The organism is Microvirga lenta (assembly GCF_020532555.1).
In the GTDB taxonomy this organism is placed as follows: Bacteria; Pseudomonadota; Alphaproteobacteria; order Rhizobiales; family Beijerinckiaceae; genus Microvirga; species Microvirga lenta.
Window position 1 is genome coordinate 1 of the sequence record NZ_JAJBBR010000012.1, and the last position, 19,266, is coordinate 19,266.

Annotated in this window: 17 protein-coding genes and 2 pseudogenes; 14 read left to right on the forward strand and 5 right to left on the reverse strand. The window is 62.7% G+C overall.

Features of this window, described 5'->3' with window-relative positions:
• The first annotated feature begins 498 nt into the window (after nt 1-498).
• Nucleotides 499-1,530: an FUSC family protein gene (locus LGR44_RS17015; protein ID WP_226741909.1), complete on the forward strand. Its 1,032-nt coding sequence runs from the start codon at nt 499-501 to the stop codon at nt 1,528-1,530.
• A gap of 23 nt (nt 1,531-1,553) precedes the next feature.
• On the opposite strand, the gene LGR44_RS17020 is transcribed toward LGR44_RS17015, so the two are convergent.
• On the reverse strand, nt 1,554-2,360 hold the full coding sequence (locus LGR44_RS17020; protein ID WP_226742080.1) for a DUF1206 domain-containing protein: 807 nt from the start codon (nt 2,358-2,360) through the stop codon (nt 1,554-1,556).
• A 135-nt stretch (nt 2,361-2,495) separates the two neighbouring features.
• Nucleotides 2,496-4,133 carry a chloride channel protein gene (locus tag LGR44_RS17025; protein WP_226741910.1) on the reverse strand — a complete coding sequence of 546 codons (1,638 nt, stop codon included), beginning with the start codon at nt 4,131-4,133 and terminating at the stop codon, nt 2,496-2,498.
• Nucleotides 4,134-4,605: 472 nt separating this feature from the next.
• On the opposite strand from LGR44_RS17025, the gene LGR44_RS21985 reads away from it, so the two are divergent.
• The 3 genes from LGR44_RS21985 (at nt 4,606) to LGR44_RS17040 (ending at nt 9,483) form a co-directional block, all read left to right on the forward strand.
• On the forward strand, nt 4,606-5,886 hold the full coding sequence (locus LGR44_RS21985; RefSeq protein ID WP_226741911.1) for a tyrosine-type recombinase/integrase: 1,281 nt from the start codon (nt 4,606-4,608) through the stop codon (nt 5,884-5,886).
• 489 nt (nt 5,887-6,375) lie between these two features.
• Nucleotides 6,376-6,699, forward strand: a complete 324-nt coding sequence (locus tag LGR44_RS22055; RefSeq protein WP_226742081.1) for a helix-turn-helix transcriptional regulator — start codon at nt 6,376-6,378, stop codon at nt 6,697-6,699.
• A gap of 258 nt (nt 6,700-6,957) precedes the next feature.
• Nucleotides 6,958-9,483, forward strand: coding sequence for a DUF3987 domain-containing protein (locus LGR44_RS17040; protein WP_226741912.1), 2,526 nt, complete (start codon nt 6,958-6,960; stop codon nt 9,481-9,483).
• 789 nt (nt 9,484-10,272) lie between these two features.
• Here the strand turns inward: LGR44_RS17040 and LGR44_RS17045 are convergent.
• Nucleotides 10,273-10,659: a hypothetical protein gene (locus LGR44_RS17045; protein WP_226741913.1), complete on the reverse strand. Its 387-nt coding sequence runs from the start codon at nt 10,657-10,659 to the stop codon at nt 10,273-10,275.
• A 369-nt stretch (nt 10,660-11,028) separates the two neighbouring features.
• Between LGR44_RS17045 and LGR44_RS17050 the strand changes: the two are divergent.
• Nucleotides 11,029-11,605 (forward strand): annotated as a pseudogene (locus LGR44_RS17050) (Tn3 family transposase); the annotation flags it as partial.
• Between the two features lie 73 nt (nt 11,606-11,678).
• Here LGR44_RS17050 and LGR44_RS17055 read toward each other — a convergent pair.
• Together LGR44_RS17055 and LGR44_RS17060 are read right to left on the reverse strand one after the other, a co-directional pair.
• On the reverse strand, nt 11,679-11,870 hold the full coding sequence (locus LGR44_RS17055; protein ID WP_226742082.1) for a type II toxin-antitoxin system ParD family antitoxin: 192 nt from the start codon (nt 11,868-11,870) through the stop codon (nt 11,679-11,681).
• A 45-nt stretch (nt 11,871-11,915) separates the two neighbouring features.
• Nucleotides 11,916-12,392, reverse strand: a pseudogene (locus LGR44_RS17060) (transposase); the annotation flags it as partial.
• 142 nt (nt 12,393-12,534) lie between these two features.
• Between LGR44_RS17060 and LGR44_RS17065 the strand changes: the two are divergent.
• From LGR44_RS17065 to LGR44_RS17105, 9 genes are all read left to right on the forward strand, one after another.
• Nucleotides 12,535-13,548 (forward strand): IS110 family RNA-guided transposase, encoded by a 1,014-nt coding sequence (locus LGR44_RS17065; protein WP_226741914.1) that lies wholly within the window; start codon nt 12,535-12,537, stop codon nt 13,546-13,548.
• A gap of 645 nt (nt 13,549-14,193) precedes the next feature.
• Nucleotides 14,194-14,454 carry a hypothetical protein gene (locus LGR44_RS17070; protein ID WP_226741915.1) on the forward strand — a complete coding sequence of 87 codons (261 nt, stop codon included), beginning with the start codon at nt 14,194-14,196 and terminating at the stop codon, nt 14,452-14,454.
• A 175-nt stretch (nt 14,455-14,629) separates the two neighbouring features.
• On the forward strand, nt 14,630-15,037 hold the full coding sequence (locus LGR44_RS17075; protein ID WP_226741916.1) for a DNA-binding transcriptional response regulator: 408 nt from the start codon (nt 14,630-14,632) through the stop codon (nt 15,035-15,037).
• A gap of 67 nt (nt 15,038-15,104) precedes the next feature.
• On the forward strand, nt 15,105-15,650 hold the full coding sequence (locus LGR44_RS17080; protein ID WP_226741917.1) for a sigma-70 family RNA polymerase sigma factor: 546 nt from the start codon (nt 15,105-15,107) through the stop codon (nt 15,648-15,650).
• Nucleotides 15,643-16,404: an anti-sigma factor family protein gene (locus LGR44_RS17085; RefSeq protein WP_226741918.1), complete on the forward strand. Its 762-nt coding sequence runs from the start codon at nt 15,643-15,645 to the stop codon at nt 16,402-16,404. Before LGR44_RS17080 ends, LGR44_RS17085 begins: the two co-directional genes overlap by 8 nt.
• Nucleotides 16,405-16,424: 20 nt before the next feature.
• Nucleotides 16,425-17,141, forward strand: a complete 717-nt coding sequence (locus LGR44_RS17090) for a Bax inhibitor-1/YccA family protein (RefSeq protein ID WP_226741919.1) — start codon at nt 16,425-16,427, stop codon at nt 17,139-17,141.
• Between the two features lie 32 nt (nt 17,142-17,173).
• Nucleotides 17,174-17,767, forward strand: a complete 594-nt coding sequence (locus LGR44_RS17095; protein ID WP_226741920.1) for a DUF2076 domain-containing protein — start codon at nt 17,174-17,176, stop codon at nt 17,765-17,767.
• Nucleotides 17,768-17,942: 175 nt separating this feature from the next.
• The gene (locus LGR44_RS17100; RefSeq protein WP_226741921.1) at nt 17,943-18,392 is read left to right on the forward strand and encodes a PRC-barrel domain-containing protein; all 450 of its coding nucleotides are present in this window, start codon (nt 17,943-17,945) and stop codon (nt 18,390-18,392) included.
• Nucleotides 18,393-18,544: 152 nt separating this feature from the next.
• Complete coding sequence (locus LGR44_RS17105) at nt 18,545-19,213, forward strand: exopolysaccharide biosynthesis protein (protein ID WP_226741922.1); 669 nt, start codon at nt 18,545-18,547, stop codon at nt 19,211-19,213.
• The last annotated feature ends 53 nt before the right edge of the window (nt 19,214-19,266 follow it).

Genomic DNA, 19,266 nt, shown 5'->3' on the forward strand with positions numbered 1-19,266 from the left:
CGCCCCCGGAGAGAGCCTCGAGTGTCCCGGCTCGACCTTCGGTGAATGAATGTTCAGACTCCTCCGACGTTCCGCCCCCCGCTCCCGCCCATCACAGAAGTTGGTACGCCACATGACACTCGGCGTTCGTCGTAGGACAAGAAGCTTCCCGCGCTGCCGCCAAGCTGCTGCACACCAGCAGACAGCGAGATAAAACCCGGTCCTGAGATACGGCTCACGCACGCACCGGCGCCAACGTCGAATTGCCGTAACCTTGCGCCGTCGGAACCAGGCAAGCTGCCGTACATTACTCCTGCTGTGCCTGCCCGCTTAGTCCCTCACACCACCGAAGTGGCGCAGTTGCCGAGCATTGCGGCTCGTTCGGATGTCGTCACCACAATCGAAGCCACCAGAATCATGCGACCGATAACGGTACATTCCTCCTCCAATTCCGGTCGGAAAGACCCTTCCGCCAGAGAACCTGCCAATGCCTCAACAGGCCGGTGGTACAGAGGATGGATGACCCTTCTGAAGAGGCCTCGCGCCGAAACGCTTCGGGACTCGGTCCGGCTCGGCCTGCAGAGCGCGGTCGCCGCAATCGCAACCTACCTTCTGATGGCCCAGTTTGGATTGTCAGAGGTATCCTGGGGCGTCATATCGGCTCTCTTCGTCGTGCAGCAAAGCAGCGACGGAACTCTCGGAGCTGCCAGCGCCCGCATCGGGGCAACCGCGCTCGGCACGGCTGTCGGCTTGGCATCGGTGCAGCTCATCGGTGGTGAGTTCGCCACTATCCTGCGCCTCGGCGCCGCCGCGCTCGTGGTGAATGCGCTCGCCCGCTCGTGGCCAGGGTTGCGCTTCGGCGTCGTTGCCGCTGCCGCAATAGCGCTTGAGCCGAGCTCCGATGTCTGGGGCGGCGCGCTCGACCGTGGCATCGCCATTATGCTCGGAGCGCTGGTCGGTACGGCCGCCGGTTTCGGAGTCTGGCCGCAAAGCGCCCGGTACAGGGCCATCAAAGCGGCGCAAGGGGCTCTCGATAGCTGTTCCGACCTCCTGCAGGTCGCTTTGGATGAGACGCTGGACCCGCGCAAGCGCGAGCTCGGCTCGATCCATAGCCGCTTCCTGACCGATGTGAAGCGAGCTCACGAGATGGCAGACCGGGCGCGATTGGGACGGAACAACCGCCCATCGCTCAACGAGTTCGTCCATGCCCTCGAGCGCCTGTGGCACTCCTTGATCATTTTGGACCGTGTGATCCAGGGCGACCGGCGGATAGATCCGTCGTGGTCCGCTGCTATGGCTTCGGCCCTTCGCAACATCCAGGAGGAGGCCTGCGCCTATCTGGGTGAAGTCGCCGGACACCTGCAGGGGCGCGATTCTGCGCCCACCATGGAGCATCTGGACAAAATGACGGAGATCGTGGAGCGCCTCGCCGCGAAGGAACCGGCGGACGATGCTCCCAAGGCGGGAGATCCCCTCCCGGTTCAGGCGCTCGTTTTCGGTCTCAGGGAGGTGAACAAGAACCTGCGGGAGATTGGCCGGACACTGGATTGATCAACGGCAAGCGAGTTGCTGCGTCAGTCGATATCCTGGGCACCGATCCGGCGGTACATCGCCTCGATCAGACCGAAGACGCCGAAGGCTGCAAGTCCGAGAGCGACAGCCGCGAGAAGGATCCACCCATAAGGCGTCTGCTCCAACCATTGGAGCACGCCGGCAAGCCCGTTCGCCCGGTTTGCCTTCAGTTGGTACGCTGCCAGACATATGGATGCGCCGATCAGAACGAAAACGACCCCGCGCGCCGTCAGGCCGAACCGGCTGATGGGAATGGCCCAATGCCGGATCCAATCTCCACATTCCAAGTGATCGTCGAACTCGGCCCGCCATGCCTTGACGATCTTGATCACGCCCGCGCCGACGACCGCCACTCCGATGGCTCCGGTAATCCACGGGCCGAGCGGAGCCGACAGGATCGACGCAAACCACGCCGCAAAGGCCGAACCGGGATGGGCCAAAGCGGCAATCTCCCAACCGAGCATGAGGCGAACCGCGGACACAGCGATAGCACCGTGAACAAGTGCGCTTGCGCCAAGCACGGCTCGGATGCTCAACCCCTTCAAATCCCGGCCGTAGCCGGAAGGATCCGCCCAGGCCTGGATCAGCCGCCAGACGGCAAGACATGCAAACCCTCCCGCTACGGCGCCGATGAGCAGATAGCCTGCCGGCTGCGCAAACAGGACCCGCAAGGCGCCTCGCGTGCCGACGAGATCTCCGCCGAGATCGAGAGCCGCCAGAACGGCGAGCCCGCCGATGATGAGATACAAAACACCGCGAGCGCCGTATCCGACCCGCGCGGCAGTCGTCACCAGCATCACGCGGTTCACATTGAACAATCTGGTTTCAGTCACAACAGTGAAACGGCGGAGCTCCGAGACAGTTCACGAGGATGCGGCGAGCCCGCCCGTCCTGCCTGCCTGCGGGAGCCGGTCATGGGATCGCAAGGCGAGCAAAGGAGATCGTCACCGATGCTCCTCGGCGACGGCGTCGATCAAGGCGGTATTGAAGGCCTTGAGCGCCTCGGCCTGATCCAGAACCCCGACGACCCGGTCGGCATCCCGCGCATCGGCGACAGGAAGGCTCTCCAGCCCACAGGCATCGAACGCCCTGAGCGCCGCCTCGATGGAGTCGTCCGTGGTCAGACGGCAATCTTCGGCCTCCGAAAAGGACTCGTCCGGCCCGAGAGGTCTGATGAGGCTCTTGATCGTGAGCTCTCGTCCAACCCGCCGATGCGGCCCCACATCGAGAAAGAGTCCCCTGGAGGCCAGCTGCAGGAAAAAGAAGCTGCGGCCGAGGAAAGCTCGAGACAGGGTGCTGGCGATCGCGACGGTGAGCAGCAGGGCAATGCTCATGGCATATCCGCCCGTGAGCTCGAACACGATCACGGTAGTCGAGATCGGCGCGCCGAGGACCGCCCCTGCCACGGCCCCCATTCCCAGAATGGTATAAACGGCCTGGCTGGAGGCCAGCTCCGGGGCCAGAGAAGCGGCCATGATCCCGAATGCGGCTCCTGCCATCGCGCCGAGATACAGCGAGGGAGAAAAGACTCCACCGGCCAAACGGCTGCCGAGCGTCAGGGCGGTCGCAACGGTCTTGAGAAGAAGCAGGCTGATCAAGAGGCCGAGGGGAAGGCTTTGGATCAGCGCAGCCTCCGCCGTCTCGTAACCGACCCCCAGCACCTCGGGAAAGAAGACGCCGAGCGCTCCGACGCACAGCCCTCCCAGAGCCGGCTTCAACCAGAGGGGAATGGTGATGGTCCGGAACGCCCATTCGGCCCCCATCACGGCCAGCTGAAAGACAATGGCGACCGCTGCCGCAACAACCCCGAGAACCGCGAAGGCCGGGAACTCCCACGACGAGGCGATGCGGTGTTCAGGAATGGCGAAAGCGGGAAAGTCTCCGAAGACCGACCGGCCGATGATCGCGCCAACCGCCGAGGCAATGACGATGGACGGCAACGCCGCCGCCGAAATGCGCCTGAAGACGACCTCCAGGGCAAAGAGGGCGCCGGCGATCGGGGCATTGAACGAGGCCGCGATGGCGGCCGCCACCCCGGCGCCGATCAAGGCCCTACCCTCCCGCTCCGGCAGCCTGGCCCATCGTGCGAGAGCGGCAGCCAGGGTGGCGCCGAGATGGATGACCGGCCCTTCGCGTCCCGCGCTCCCGCCCGATCCGAGCGTCAGCACGGCCGCAACCGCTCCGAGCAGGCCGCCGCGAAGACGCAGCCGGTCAGGCCCGAGGGCCTGCGCCTCGATCACGTCGGCAGGACCGCCGGCCCGCCGACCCGGCACGAACAGGAGGATCAGCCCGACAGCCAGCCCGCCGAGGGCGGGGGCAGCAAGGATGATCGGCCAGGCAACGCCCTTCGCGGCACTGACCACGCGCTCGGACATGGTCCCGAGCCACAGGAACTGGACGGCGTTGAGGGCGAGGCGGAAGGCGACGGAGGCACAGGCTGCCAGCAGCCCAGCGACAAGCGCCACGGCCCAGGCTCGCACGTGCCCCTCGGCCAGGAACACCGAGAGGTTCGGCCTGACGAGATCGGCTGGAAGGCTGAGGAGCTGCCTGGCAACGCGCTGTATGGCCGGTCGGCGGATCATCTAGAGGCCCGCCCCGCGCCGAACCTGCGGCGGGAACACGATTAGAACTGCGAACAGCGTCAACTCACCCAATCCGTCTCATCCGCGCCGACGGCGGAAAGTGGAGCACCAGCATCGCCGACATCGAGGAGTTTGGTGCACTTCGGGGGAAGAGAAAAGGCCCCGACCCGGATCGAACGGGGACAATCAGGTGAGCCCGGCACGCCGGAAACAGAGTCGACCAATCCTCTCAAAAACTGTGGCTAAGTCCTTGAGAGGATTGGTGAGCGCGGATGGGATCGAACCATCGACCCGCTGATTAAAAGTTAGAACGACCGAGTCCCTGCGAGTCCTTGTGGCACAGGGCATTTTTGGCTAAGTATCTGTTCAGACTCGGGTTTTCGGCATTGAATAAGTCGAACAAACCCGAATAAGCTGCAGCAACATCGAAGCAGCGTGCGCACGGGGTGCGCACGGACATCAGGGGCAAGCCGTGCCAGAGCGTCTCAAGTTCACCGCCAGTCGGGTCGGGTCTCTTCCAATCCAAGCCAAGGAATATGCCGCCTGGGATGAGACCACCCCAGGGTTTGGCGTCAGGGTCTATCCCTCGGGTCAGCGACGCTACGTCTACCGCTACCGCGCTGGAGCCAGCCGGAGTGCCCCGGCCCGGATGGTCACCATCGGCGATGTGCGCAAGCTCGGGCTCGAGGACGCCAGACGGGTGGCACGTGACCTTGCGGGCCAGGTCGCCCGAGGCGGAGATCCCTCGGCGGAGAAGCGCCAGAGCGAGCTGGACCGTGTGCGCAAGCGGCGCTTTGCTGATGTCCGCGACGAGTTCCTTGCCAAGTATGCGGACCCTCGCCTAAGACCCAGGACGGCAACCGAGTACCGGCGCATCCTGACGCGCCTGTTTGAGCCGCTGGCCAATATGCCGTTTGATGAAGTCTCGCGGGCCGACATCGCGGACGCTCTTCACGCCATCTCTGAGCGCGGTATCCGGCAGGCCAATCTCGCCCGGGCGGTGATCCGCAAGATGTTCTCCTGGGCTAGGTCCGTAGGCCTTTGTGACGAGAACCCGGTCCGGGATACCGCCCCGGCCGGCCGAGACATGCGGCGCGAGCGGGTCCTCTCGATGGAGGAACTCGGGCTGATCTACCGCGCAGCCTTGGAGGTGGATGACCCCTATGGCGCCGCCGTGCGCTTTCTCATGCTGACCGGCCAGCGCCGGGCTGAGGTGCTGGAGATGCCCCACAGCGAGATCGATCTTGAGGAGAGGCTCTGGCGTTTGCCAGCAGCGCGGACCAAAAACAGGCGCCCGCATGACGTGCCGCTGTCACCAACTGCATTGGCCATTCTCGCCTCACGGCAATACGGTCGGGACCTGGTTTTCTCAACTCCACACGGCACCCCATTTGGCGCGCTCTCCAAGGCCAAGCGGCGGCTCGATGCCAAGATTCTGGAGTTGCGGCGTGCTGAGGATCCCAAAGCCGGTCCCCTGCCCCACTGGACCTTGCATGATCTGCGCCGCAGCTTTGTCACGCATGCGCATGATCAGCTTGGAGTCGACATTCCGGTGATCGAGCGCGCGATCAACCACATCTCGGGCACGTTCGGCGGCATCGTGGGCGTGTACAACCGCGCTCCCCTGCTGAAGGAGCGGCGCGCCGCATTTGACGCCTGGGACCGCCTCCTCACGCATGTCGCTGGTCTCGACTCAAGCCTGACCGAGATCGCCGGCCGCACCCCCGACCGAATCGCTGAGGCTGTGTCGTAGATACGGGTCGCGGAAACCGAGCTGCGGCCGCTGAGAGCAAGTTATCACCACAAGTCACAGGATTCCTGCTCGGGGCCGGTCAAACGGCTGCCTTTGGACTTTGCCCGACCCTTGACCAGCAGACGCCGCAGCCTTGGGAATCCCGTGATGCAGAACCGCATAGCCAGCAAAAAGTGCTTTTCTGCCAAAACACATTCTAGGCAATAACTTAGTCACGCACCCGGCTCGTAAAAGGCGGCTCACGGGATTCCGCATTCAACATCAGGTTGACACTTCAACATCAAAAATCCATCTGCATCAAGTCGTATCTGATCCGTATACACTCTAAATTCGAATGGATACTGCGCGATGTTCGCTGAATGAGCAGAACGAGAGTGGGAAAAACATAAGCAAAGGCTTGCTTTCTCAAATTTACTCTAGGAAATGGTCTTCGGAGAACCCCACTCGTTGGCGCTTAGCCGCAAGCGCCACACAATTAAGTATTCGACCATGAGATTAGTGAACCATCTTAGCACGTCCCCCAAGCTCCGTTCGGGTTTGATAGATACACCGGCGGTATCATCAGCCAAGAGGAACGGCAAACCTTCAAATGAGGCCCCAGCCTCACGGGGGAGTGAGCGTCTCGAGCGACTTCTGACCACCGAGGATGTCGCCGGGTTGCTCGGCATCGCACCTGCCACTTTGATCTGGTGGCGCGGGCAAAAACAAGGCCCGTCCTGGATCCGCCTGGGACGCGGCCGTCGAAGCCCGATCCGTTACCGACCTGAGGCGGTCGGGGAGTATCTCGCGCAAATGGAAAGTGCGACGCTCTAAAGAGCCTCCTCTCCTTTTCACAAGAACCTCAATCCTAGCGACGGAGCTAGTGCATCCGGCGAACGGTGCATTGCGCCTTGATCGCAGACCTTCGGCTGACGGAGTGGAGACTGACAACCACAGTCTCCACTCCCAAAGAGTTCCAGTTGCGGTGGTCCTCACAACACTCAAGCAGCCATGACAACATATGAGAACCGCATTCCTGCACACGCGGACCAGAGACTAGCGACTCCCTCCGCACCCACCACTCTGCGGACCGTGATTCAAGACATCAAACATCTCGTTCGGATGGGGGCATCGGTCATCCTGCTCCGTCCACGATCCAAGCAACCCATCGGCAAAGATTGGTCGAAAAAGCCGAGAGCTTCCCTTGAGGAGCTGAAGGCGAGTTATCGGCCCGGCTATAATGTCGGCATCCGGCTCGGTGAGAAGTCCGTCATCGACGGACGGTTTTTGCACGTCATCGACGTGGACATCCGCAACCCCGACTTGGCCGACGAGGCGTTCGCACGTCTCGAAGCTCTGTTCAAGGGCTACAAGGTGTGGTCCTGGCCGTGCGTGCTGTCGGGTTCGGGCGGAGAGTCGCGTCATTTCTATTTCATGACGGACAAGGCGTTCCGGGGCAAGAAGCTCGCCAGGAGCGAGAACAAGGTCCCCGGCACCAACAAGCAGGAATGGGAAATCGAGCTGTTCGGCACCGGAAAGCAGGTTGCCCTTCCACCGTCGATCCACCCGAACGGCGGAACCTACCGTTGGGAGGTCGAGATCGACCCGACCGCCGAACTGCCGTGCGTCGAGGTGGAGTTCCTCAAGGATCTCACCGGACAGGGCGACGAAGAGGACGAAGATGCCGCGGGTGGCGAGATGGAGCCGCTCGATGTCACCTATGAAGAGGTTGAAGAGTGGCTTGGGGACCTTGATCCCGATTGGTGCGATGACCGGCCGAAGTGGATTCGGGTCGGCATGGCAATCAGCTACAATTTCGGCAAGTGCGACCGCGCATATCAGCTTTGGCGCCGGTTTTCGATGCAGATGCCCGACCGTTGGGACGAAGAAGACGGTCGCCGCAACTGGAAATCGTTCAATCACAAGACCCAGCGCCCGGTCACGCTGCGAACCATCATCGCAGAGTCCAAAAAATCGCGTCGGAAGGCCGAACTCATGGCCGACATCGAGGATCTTGAGGAGCTTGACGGGCCGAAGCCGCTGACGCGGGCGGAAAAGCGCGCATGGGTGGACGGTTTGGAGCCGATTCCCGGCGAAAAGCCGAAGGAGGAGCCGGTCAAGCCTCGGGCAACCGATCCCGACCTAACGATTTTGCGTCAGGCTCGCTATGATGCGCCCGATTTTCCGCTGCATATCTTCTCGAAGTTCTGGCAACATGAGATCGAGGCGCTCGCCAACAACGGCGCCGCCCCCATCGACTACGCCGCTGCCGGTATTATGGCGGTCGCGGGCTCTACCATCGGCAATTCCCGCGTGGTCGAGGTCCGTTCCGGTTGGCGCGAGCCTCCGGTCGTGTGGTGTCAGATTATCGGCCCGCCATCCGCGAACAAATCGCCCGCCCTGCGCCCACTTATCAAGATGCTCGACATCCTCGAAGCGAGTTGGGAGCCTGAGTTTCAGGACGCTCATCGCCGTTGGCAGAGCGATAAGAAGAAAGCCGACACCCTGCGCAAGCAATGGGAGCAACAGATGGTTGCGGCGTTGGAGAAAGGCGAGGACGTCGGCCCAATGTCGCCCGAGTGCAAGGCTCCGCCCGAACCGACGAAGCGCCGCGCCTACGTCACGGACACCACACTCGAAGCCATGATCCGCGTCCTGGCGGGCAACGAGCGCGGTCTTCTCAACTATCGCGACGAGATGACGGGTTGGCTGACCAACATGAGCCGCTATGGCGGCAACGGCGCGTCGGATCGCCCGGCATGGCTCGAAGCCTACGGCGGCGGAACCTACGTCGTGGACCGCGTGAAGGATGACGGCAAGCCGGTCCGCGTGCCGCGCTTCTCTGTCTGCATCCTCGGCGGCATCCAACCCGATCCGCTCATCAACATGGTGCAAGGGACGGACGACGGCTTGCAAGCCCGCTTCATTCCGTTCTGGCCCGAAGACACCTTCCGGCCGTTCAACCGCGGCAAGATCATCGAGAGCCGGGCGCTCGGCGCGTTCGAGCGGATCTCGGAACTCAACATGCGCCGGGACAAGAAGACCGGCCTCCGCGAGCCCGTGCCGGTCCCGTTCACGGAGAAGGCGGTTGACGTGTTCGAGGAGTGGACGAACCGCCGCAAGCTGTCCGAGAAGCACGCGCCGACGAAGCTGCAAGGTGCCTACGGTAAGGCCGAGGGCCAGGTCGCCCGCGTGGCGCTGATCCTCGAAATCCTGAAGTGGGCGGAAGACCTGTTCGATGACGACGTGCTCGGACCGTCCGAGATCGGCGCCGACTCCGTGCGCAAGGCGATTGAGTTCCGCGAGAGCTATATCAAGCCGATGCAGATGCGCGTGTTCGGTCACGGGGCAGCGTCGGAGGAGGCGCAGCTTGCGAAGGGCATTGCACAATGGATCGTCAGCAACGAGATCGAGGAGTTCAAGGTGCGGGACCTGCGCCGCGAGGGTGGCATTCCTGGCATCTCGGGACGCACGGATAAGGAGCGGGTTGAGGAAGCGGTTCTCTATCTCGTGGCGCTCCGTTGGTTGAACGTTATCGACCGGACGAGCAAGAAAGGTGGAAGGCCGACGCAAGTCTACGAGGTCAACCCGCGGCTTTGGGAGCTACTCGACAAATGAGATGATGAGCCCCGCTTCGGCGGGGTTTTTCTTTGGCCGCGTGAGACAACATGGGACAACATCTCGAGTCCTGGCGCGGCGGTGATCTGCGATGTTGCGAGGGGGTTTTGAGGGTTTTGGCAACATTGGCAACATCCCCGAGGCATATAGACATCTCGAAAAAGAGAGAGAGATTCAAGAATGTGGGTCTTAGGGATGTTGCCAAAACCCCCGAAACCTCCTAACCGCTTGGAAACAAAAGATAATCAATGCTCAAAACGTGTTGTCAAAAGGGGGTTTTGGCAACATTTGACCTGAAGCGCGAAACGCTGTTGCAAACCCCTGAACAAATCCGAAAAAAAGTTTGAAAACTCTCAAGAACCCCGCTCCGCGCGCCTCCCGGTGGCCCGTTCTGACGGGAAGGACCCGGAGCGACCTGACGACGTGCCAAGCGTGCCGCCCGTCATCCCGGTTGACCTGCCGTTGTCCCATGCTGTCCCCGCGCGTCTCATGTTGTCTCATGCTGTCCCATGCTGTCCGATCCTCCGCCGTGCCGCCCATATTCCCGTTGTCCCATGCTGTCCGATCCTGTCCCATGCTGTCCGCCCTTGTCCCATGTGGTCCCATCATTCAGGTATGACCTGCCGCGCGTTCGATCCGCTGGAATGAATTAGCGGAAACGGATTCCGATTTGCGACTTGCATTCGCCTAAAGCGCGGTTCTTTGACCGGCTACCGTGCAGCCGTGCTTCCAGGTTGGAGCGGCTCCCGACCACTGTGCGCCCGTTCGAGGATGCTGCGTCGATAATGTCTACATTGCTAGGTTGGTATTCACCGCGCCATGTTCTGCGGTGCGATTCCTAATCTGCCGCCGCTTCTCGTTCAATTTTCTGTTTGGGGGCCACGCGGTAATAATTTGCAAGCCCGCGGCAAGAACATAGATGCGCTCATTAGCGCTTCTGATCCGGACTGAATAGATTACAGTCCCATCCCGGCGCCTCTCGATCAGCGGAGCCTTGCCGTCCTTGATTTCAGCGTGTAACCGCGAAAGTTCGCCTGGTGCGAGCACAATCGAGTAGCGCTGTAGGAGTTGACGGTGGAAGTGCCAATGTTCTTCACTAATCCTCGCGCCGAGCCAACGCAGATCGAAGCCCTGGCTATCTTCAGCGCGCTCGCTGTCGGCGCCAATTTCGTCCATGGTGTTGTGCTCCTCGGGAAGGTGTTGTCGCACAGTCCAGGTCATCCTCATTGCCCTGATTGATCATGCTTATCCTCACTGACCCGAGTTGCTCAGGTTGGTACGACAAGCGGTTCATGGACGACATCATTACTCAGCGTCCTCAACCTTTCCCGCATCATGGAGGTGAGTAGGTGTACACCGTGTCAGTTTAGCTCCATTTGCTTCTGTCCCATGTTGTCTCACTGTCTGAGGCTTCCTGATCCAAGTGCGTTCCGCTGAACCGGATCCGAGGGAGGCAACTCCATAGGGTTCTGGCTTGTCCATCAGGTGGCGCGTCCGCCCCACCTACTATACCCCAACACCTAAACCGAATGCAGTTGAATATGCTATTTCAGCATCCTACCGATCAGCGCCTCTGAGAGCGAGGCTCCCTACGTGCTAGATGGCTTGTTTGATCATGAGACGGAACTCAACATCCAGGAGCACTTTACTGACACGGGCGGCGCCAGCGACCATGTCTTTGGTCTCTTTGCCCTGACATGCCGGCGGTTTGCTCCGCGGCTGCGCAACCTCAAGGAGCGGAAGCTCCATACCTTCGAGAAGTCGGATGCTTATCCGGCGTTGCAGGGGCACATTGGCGCCAATCAACACCAGTGTGATTATGGAGTACTGGGACGACCTCCTTCATCTGGCAGCCTCAATCCAGACACGCACGATCGCTCCCTCGACAATCCTTAAGCGGCTTGCCGCCTCTCGCAATCCCAGTCAGTTGGCCCGCGCTCTACGCGAACTCGGTCGTCTTGAGCGCACGCTGTTCATGATCGAGTGGTATTCGGACCCTGCTCTGCGGAGGCGTTGTCAGGCTGGCTTGAACAAGGGAGAGGCAGCCCACAAGCTCAAACGCGCGGTGTTCTTCCACGAGCGTGGTGAGATCCGTGACCGCTTGTTTGAGAGCCAAGCCTTTGCGCATCAGCGCGCCCATCCTGCCCCCGCCAGAGAGGAAATAGGGTGCTATAGGAGCTGCCGCTCCGGACAGCCTATCGTGCATCAGGAAGCTCCTGCGGGAGTTGCTGTCTGCGCTCCATGCGTCGTTCGCGCTCGTCGAGGAGCCGCAGGGCGGCCCGCACGATCTCGCTGGCGCTGCGGTAGCGGCCGGAGGCGACCTTGCGGTCGACGAGGGCCTCAAGCTCAGGGGTGAGCGAGACGTTACGGGTTTTGCGGGTTCTCATGGGCGGGTGAGCAGGAACAGGTCCGGTGTCAAAATTTGGCACCAGAGAGCGCTGCTTGTTGGCATTGGCCTGGATGAGGCTGGCATCGACCGCAAAGCCTTCACCGCCCACCAGCCCCTCGTCCAGGCAGCGCTGCGCCACGGCCTCGAACAGGTGGCGGAACAGGTCTGACTCCCGAAAGCGGCCGTGCCGGTTCTTGGAGAAGGTGGAGTGGTCGGGCACCTTGCCCTCCAATCCGAGGCGGCAGAACCAGCGATAAGCGAGGTTGAGATGAACCTCCTCGCAGAGCCGCCGCTCGGAGCGGATGCCCAGGCAGTAGCCGATTAGCAGCATGCGGATCATCAGCTCGGGATCGATGGAGGGTCGGCCTGTCGGGCTGTAGAAGCCGGCGAGATGCTGGCGCAGCCCGGAGCCGTCGACGAAGCGGTCGATGCGCCGCAGGAGGTGATCGCAGGGGACATGATCTTCAAGCCGGAACTCGTAGAACAGGCCCTCCTGCATCACGAGACGCTCGCCCATCATGACCCGATCCTCCGCTGAGAATGCCCGATCAGGGAATCACGAACCGGCGCCAATCACGAGGACTTTTTCAACATTGGTAATGGGGCGGCTCTCCCTGGATGCCGATAAGATCGGCAGGCCACGTGCACAGGAGAGAGCAGCCATGGACTACTACGCTGGTTTAGACGTCTCGATGAACGAGACCCACATCTGTGTGGTCGAGCGGGATGGAAGCGTTGTTCTGGAGGCGAAGGCCTCCAGCACCCCAGAAGCGATCGCCGCCGTGCTGGAGACGGCACCAGCCTGCGAGAGGATCGTGCTCGAGACCGGCCGCATGGCGCCCATGCTCTTCCATGGCCTTGCCGCCCTCGGGCTGCCGGTGATCTGCATCGAGAGCCGGCAGGCCTACCAGGCACTCAAGTCCTTGGCGACCCACAAGACCGACCGCAACGATGCTCGCGGGCTGGCGCATCTGGCCCGCACCGGCTTCTTCAAGCCCGTCCACGTCAAATCGTTGCCGGCCCATGCGGTGCGCGCCCTGATCATCGTGCGCAAAAAGCTGGTGGGGCAGCGCGTCACCCTGGAAAATCAGATCCGCGGTCTGGCGGTGGTATTCGGTGTCCGGCTTCCCCGCGGGCTCAGTCCACGCTTTGGCGACGAGGTCCTACGAGCCAGCCAAGGGATTGCGGGTCTGTCGGGTGCCATGCAGGGCCTGCTCGCGGCCCGCAAGGCCGTTCTCGAAGCAGTTGTGGCGATCGACCGAGACATGCGGCTGCTGGCCCGTTCGTCTCAGGCCTGCCAGCGGCTGATGACCATCCCTGGTGTGGGGCAACTGACGGCCCTGGCCTTTGTCGCCACCGTCGACGCGCCGGAGCGCTTCCGCCGCTCGCGGGATGTTGGTGCCTATCTCGGCTTGGTGCCGCGGCGCTTCCAGTCCGGCGAGATCGACGACGTGGGCAGTATCTCCAAGTGCGGCGACCGACGGGTCCGAACCCTGTTGTACGAGGCCGCCAACGTGATGCTGACGCGCTACCGCGGTGTGCTGGCCCTCAAGGAGTGGGCGCTGGGGATTGCCCGGCGCTCGACCATGAGGAAGGCACGCGTGGCGCTCGCCCGCCGGTTGGCAATTATCATGCATGCCATGCTCCGGCACGGCACCTCATTCCAAGCAGCCTGAGAGGAGCAGCGGAAACAGGTCGAGACGAGCTCCCGTGCGGAGCGTTGCCCAAGGGAGGGTGTGAATACGACGCCGATTCTGTCGCATGCGGCCTGTGACAAGGGCCGACTGCGGTTTCAACCAAGTCGCTCCACTCCAACTGACCCCATCAAGTGCCCTGGAGCACGTAGAGAACGCAGACACCCTTTGGAAGCGCACAATCGCTCAGGATCAGAGAGCTGCCCCCTTGACCCATTAGAGAACGAAATCGGCCAGCTTTGGACCTTCCGGGGTTCGTCCAGTTTCGCTGAAGGCCGTGTGTGGAACTGCCAAACCATTTCAGCATCGTCTGTCTTGATGCTGCGTATTCCTTCTCGGACTGCATCCAAATCGGGTATGTGGGCTGACTCATTCATTCCAGCCACCGAACTTTGCTTCCAGGCACTAATGCCCGGATAAGTCGTCATTTCGGTCTGCGAGATGTGGCAGCAGGGCCGGCAGCAGCATTGTCGTGAGACTGCAATCCTTAGGCCTTCGCTATCCGACGAAGCCCGACCTGATCTCGGGATTAATAGCCCCATCGGCTCCGTATACCGCCATAGGGCAGCATGGAGCCGTACTCGCGACGCAGGCGGGTTTCATGCGGCGGTTGCAAGAGGTACGCCGATGCGGATGAACTATGCCGGTCACGGCATCAAGGCCAGCACGAACCGGTTCTGGGGCGGTCTCACAAGGCTCATTGTTCTGGCTTGCGCCGCGGCTGCCCTTCTGGCTGTCCTGCTCATTGGGCTGTTCGTCGTCCTGCCATTGATGCTTGCCGGCGGCATCGCCCTGCGCATTTATCTCCGCCGCAGGATGCGTCAGGCACAGCAGCGGCCAAAGGATGGTGTGATCGATGCGGAGTATACGATCATCGAGCACCGCTAGGAAGATCATCTCCCAGCGGCAGATGGCGGGCTGATCTTGAACCCAAGCCTTGCCATCCTCACCTTTGAACAACTGGGGTCCGGGCCCCTCTGGCGAGCATGTCGCTGCTCGCTATGTCGGACACCTTCTCTTGCCCTTGCGCCCACGAGCGCGACTGCAACTGGAGGATCCGACGATGGATTCCACTGCTCCTCAGGGAGCCCAGCCCACCATTCTCGTTGTCGAGACTGATGCAAACCTTCGCGAGCTGATTGCCCGCACCCTCGGGCATGCCGGCTATGACGCTGTGCTGGCTCCTTCCGGATCCGGTGAGGCGGCTCTCGACCTCATCTCCGCCGCCGATTTCGATGGCCTATATTGTGAGGTTCAACTCCCCGGCGAGGTCGACGGCTGGGAAGTCGGCGCCACCTTCAGCTTCGTCTGGCCTGACAAGCCGACAGTCTACGCCTCCGCCTTGGCTCCCGGGCCACCGGGGCGGCTGCGGAAGGGTATTTTCCTGCACAAGCCGTTCGGATTGGACCGGCTCGTCACGGTTTTCGAGACCAGCGCAACAGCCGCGCGGGCAAGACAGGCGCTGGCATGATCACTCCAGACGCAAATATGTTCGCAAGCATGCGGATTAAGCCCTTAAGCAGCTCCGTACACCTCACATGAACGACGCCACACGCACGGATGTGATCGGAATGCTCGGGCCCTTGCGGCGTTATGCCCGCTCCCTGACGCGCGACGAGTCGCAGGCCGAGGACCTGGTTCAGGACGCGCTTGTTCGCGCCTATGAGCGGCGCGGCTCCTTCCGCTCAGGTGGTAACCTGCGCAGCTGGTTGCTGTCGATCCTGCACAACACCTTCATCGATCATCGTCGCCGCCATGTAGCAGAATTCCGCCGTCTGGAGCAGGTCGCCGCCCTCATCGACACCGAGGCTCCTCCCGAGCAGGAGAGCCGGGTGCGGCTTCAGCAGGTCCAGGCCGCCTTCATGAGCCTGCCGGACGAGCAGAGGACTGTCCTGCACCTGGTGGCCATCGAGGGCCTGTCCTACCAAGAGGCCGCCAATGCCCTGAAGATCCCGGTCGGCACCCTTATGTCCCGCTTGGGGCGCGCCCGCGCCGCGCTGCGGGGGTTCGAGGCGGGAGCCGATGCTCAGTCAGCCGAAGCCAGGCGCCCAAGCCTGCGCGTCGTCGGAGGATCCGATGCCTGACCCGATCACTGAAGCCGACCTTCTCGCCTATGTCGATGACCAGCTCGACCCGGCCCGACGGATCGAGGTCGAGGAGCATCTTGCCCACGACCCGCAAGCCGCCGCGCGGATCATGGCCGATCTCAAGGATCGCGACGCCCTCCGGCTGCTCCATGCGGCGCCCCTGCCCCGTCCGACCGAGCCGATGCTGGTGGCCGCTGGTCGACTTGAGCGGGCTCTCGGCTGGCAGGAGCTGGGCCTGAAGCTCCGCCGGGTCGCCGCCGTCGTGGCCCTCGTCGGCTTCGGCTGGTTCGCTCACGGACAGGTTGGCCTGGGCGTCACCGACAGCGAGGCCTCGCCCAAGCCGCCGGCCTTCGTCGAGGATGCCCTGCACTCGCATGAGACAAGCCTCCTGCGGGCCCGCATGGTTTCGCAGCCGGAGGTGGAAGACTACGACCCCGCTGAGATCCTGGCCGAGACCGGGATCCGGCTCCCGTCCCTGCCCGAGGACTGGCAGGTGCGGGACGCGCAGATCTTCCCATCCCGCTACGGCCACAGCATCGAGATTGCCATTGACGCCGGCGACCTCGGGCGGGTGTCGCTGTTCGCCGCCCAGGCTTCCGCCTTCGACGTGATCGCTCCGATGCCGGCCCGCTTCGAGAAGGCGACGGCCGTGTACTGGCAGACAGGTCAGCTCGCCTACGCGCTGACCGGAACCGGCAGCGACAAAGCCCTTGAACGGGCGGCCCTCCGGCTGTCCCGCAAGCTTCAGTAAACCTCCAGGAGACACCATCGATGAACACACCCTATGCTTGGCACACCGCCATGGCCCGCCCGAGCGGCGCCGTCTTCGACGAGGGCCTGCGCCAGCACATGCTGCGGGTCTACAACACCATGGGCCTCGGCCTGGTGGTGACCGGGCTCGTGGCCTTCTTCGTCGCCTCGACGCCTGCACTCTACGTGCCGATCTTCCAGACGCCGCTCAAGTGGGTGGTGATGCTGGCGCCGCTGGCGTTCATCTTCTTCTTCTCGTTCCGCATGGACCGGATGACCGCGGCCTCCGCGCGCACGGCCTTCTTCGCCTTCTCGGCGGTGATGGGCCTGTCGCTCGCCTCTGTGTTCCTGGTGTTCACGGGTGCGAGCATCGCCCGCACCTTCTTCATCACCGCTGCCATGTTCGGCGCCACCAGCCTTTACGGCTATACCACCAAGCGCGATCTCTCGAAGTTCGGCTCGTTCCTGGTCATGGGTCTGATCGGCGTCATCATCGCCTCGCTGGTCAATATCTTCCTCGCGTCGAGTGCGCTGCAGTTTGCGATCTCGATCATCGGCGTGCTCGTGTTCACGGGCCTGACCGCCTACGACACGCAGACCATCAAGGAGCAGTACGCTGAAGGCTACGGCCACGAGGCCAACAGCAAGATGGCCGTGTTCGGCGCGCTCTCGCTTTACCTGAACTTCGTCAACATCTTCCAGCTGCTGCTGAGCCTCACCGGGCAGCGGGAAGAGTAACCTCCGTCCATTGCCAGAAAGGATCAATTTACATGGACCATCAGGACCGTCAGGCCATCGAGCAGCTATTCGGCAAGATCGCCCAGGTTGAGCGCCAAGCTACGCCTCCGGACGCGCAGGCGGCGGACTTCATCCGCTCGCAGATCAACCAGCAGCCGAATGCGCCCTACTACATGGCCCAGACCATCGTGGTGCAGGAGCAGGCCCTGAGCGCCGCCCAGGGCCGCATCCAGCAGCTGGAGCAGGAACTCGCCAGCCGTCCGGCCGGAGGCGGTGGCTTCCTCTCGGGCCTCTTCGGCGGCGGGCAGTCCCGTCCCCAGCCTCAGCAGCCTTACCAAGCCCAGCCGATGCACGGCATGCCACCTCACGGTGCTCCCGGCATGGGCGGCATGGCACCGGGCATGGGAGGCATGGCTTCCCGCGGAGGCGGCGGCTTCCTGGCCGGAGCCGCCCAAACCGCCATGGGTGTCGCCGGCGGTGTGATCCTCGGCAACATGATCGCCGGTGCCTTCTCAGGGGGTGATGAAGCCAAGGCCGCTGATGCCGGTCAGGTCGAGCCGCAACAGGCGGCTGCCGAGGACTTCGATGATGGCGGCGGCGACTTTGGCTTCGAGGAAGACATCTGACGCCGAAGCGGGCGTTACCCTAACTTCGGGCCACCCGCCTCCTCAAAGCGAACACAAACCAACGTTCTGCCGGCGCATCACGCCGGCAGAACGGTCTAGTGGGGATCTAGGAGATGAAATGACCAGAACCTTTGTCCTACCGATAGCCATGCTGATGACTATGATTGCGCCAGCCATGGCACAGACCGCGTCTCCTGAGACGGCCCCGATCCCACCTGCGGCCGCAAGCCCGGCTGTCACTACCCCGGCCTCTCCGGCGCCGGGAACTACCGGTTCCACGACGGCCACGACGATGCTGGGGGCGACGGCACGCATCCTCACCGTCGACGCCCTGGAGGACATGGACCTCGTCGGCGCGGACGAAAAGGGGATCGGTGACATCGAAGGTGTGGTCGAGAACAACACGGACAAGAAGCAGTTCGTGGTCATCGAGCGCGGCGGCTTCCTCGGCTTCGGCGCCAAGACGATTACGCTCCCGCTGGAAAACCTCGCCGTTCAGAGTGAGAGGGTGACCTTGCACAACATGGATGTTGCCCAGCTCGACGGCTTGGCGGAGTTCAGGAACGACAGCAACGCTTTCCGCGATCTTGACGACAGCCACCAGATCAGCGTGCCGCAGCAGTAGCCCCCTCCTTCTGCGGCGCTGAGGACCGATGATCGCCGAAGGCGATCATCGGTCAAGCGGTTCGGCTCCGGCCAGGACCGCTCAAGGATTGCTGACGACCGTTTGATCATCTCCACTCGCGTTCTTCAATGTGAGCCACTATAGACAGGCCCATGCCCGACCCTTCCAGTAGTCTCTCCACCGTCGTGTCACCGGACGACGCTGTGGAGCCCCGACAACGGTTCTCCGAGGTCCTGAGCGACCTCGCCGACCGGCCCAGCCAGGCCATCAGCATCGGCCACGTGCTGGATGCCTTCGGCGACCGGGCCTTTGGCGCCCTGATGCTCCTGTTCGCCGCGCCAAACGTGCTGCCGCTGCCGCCTGGCATGTCGGCAGTGCTCGGAGCGCCCCTGCTCTTCATCACGGCCCAGCTGATGCTGGGACGTTCCACCTTGTGGATGCCGCGCTTCATCCGTGAGCGGTCGATCTCCCGTGACTTCTTCACCCTGCTGACAACAAAGCTCAGTCCGATTCTGCACCGGGCGGAACGCTTCCTGCGGCCCCGGCTCGGCGTGCTGCTTCATCCGCTTCCGGAGCGGATCGTCGGCGCGGCCTGCCTGCTGCTGGCGATCATCCTGTTCCTACCGATCCCGTTCGGCAACATTCCTCCGGCCTTCGCCATCGCAGCCTTCGCCTTAGGCATCCTGGAGCGGGATGGCCTGGCCACGCTCGTGGGCTGGCTTTCCGCCATCGGCAGCCTGCTGATCCTGGCGGCGATTTCCTCCGCGATCATCGCCGGCATCAACGCCTTTCTCAACCAGCTGTGGGTGATCCTCGGATGACAGACGTCGACGTAAACCCCGCAGCTACACCATCGCCAATCCTGGAGGGGTGC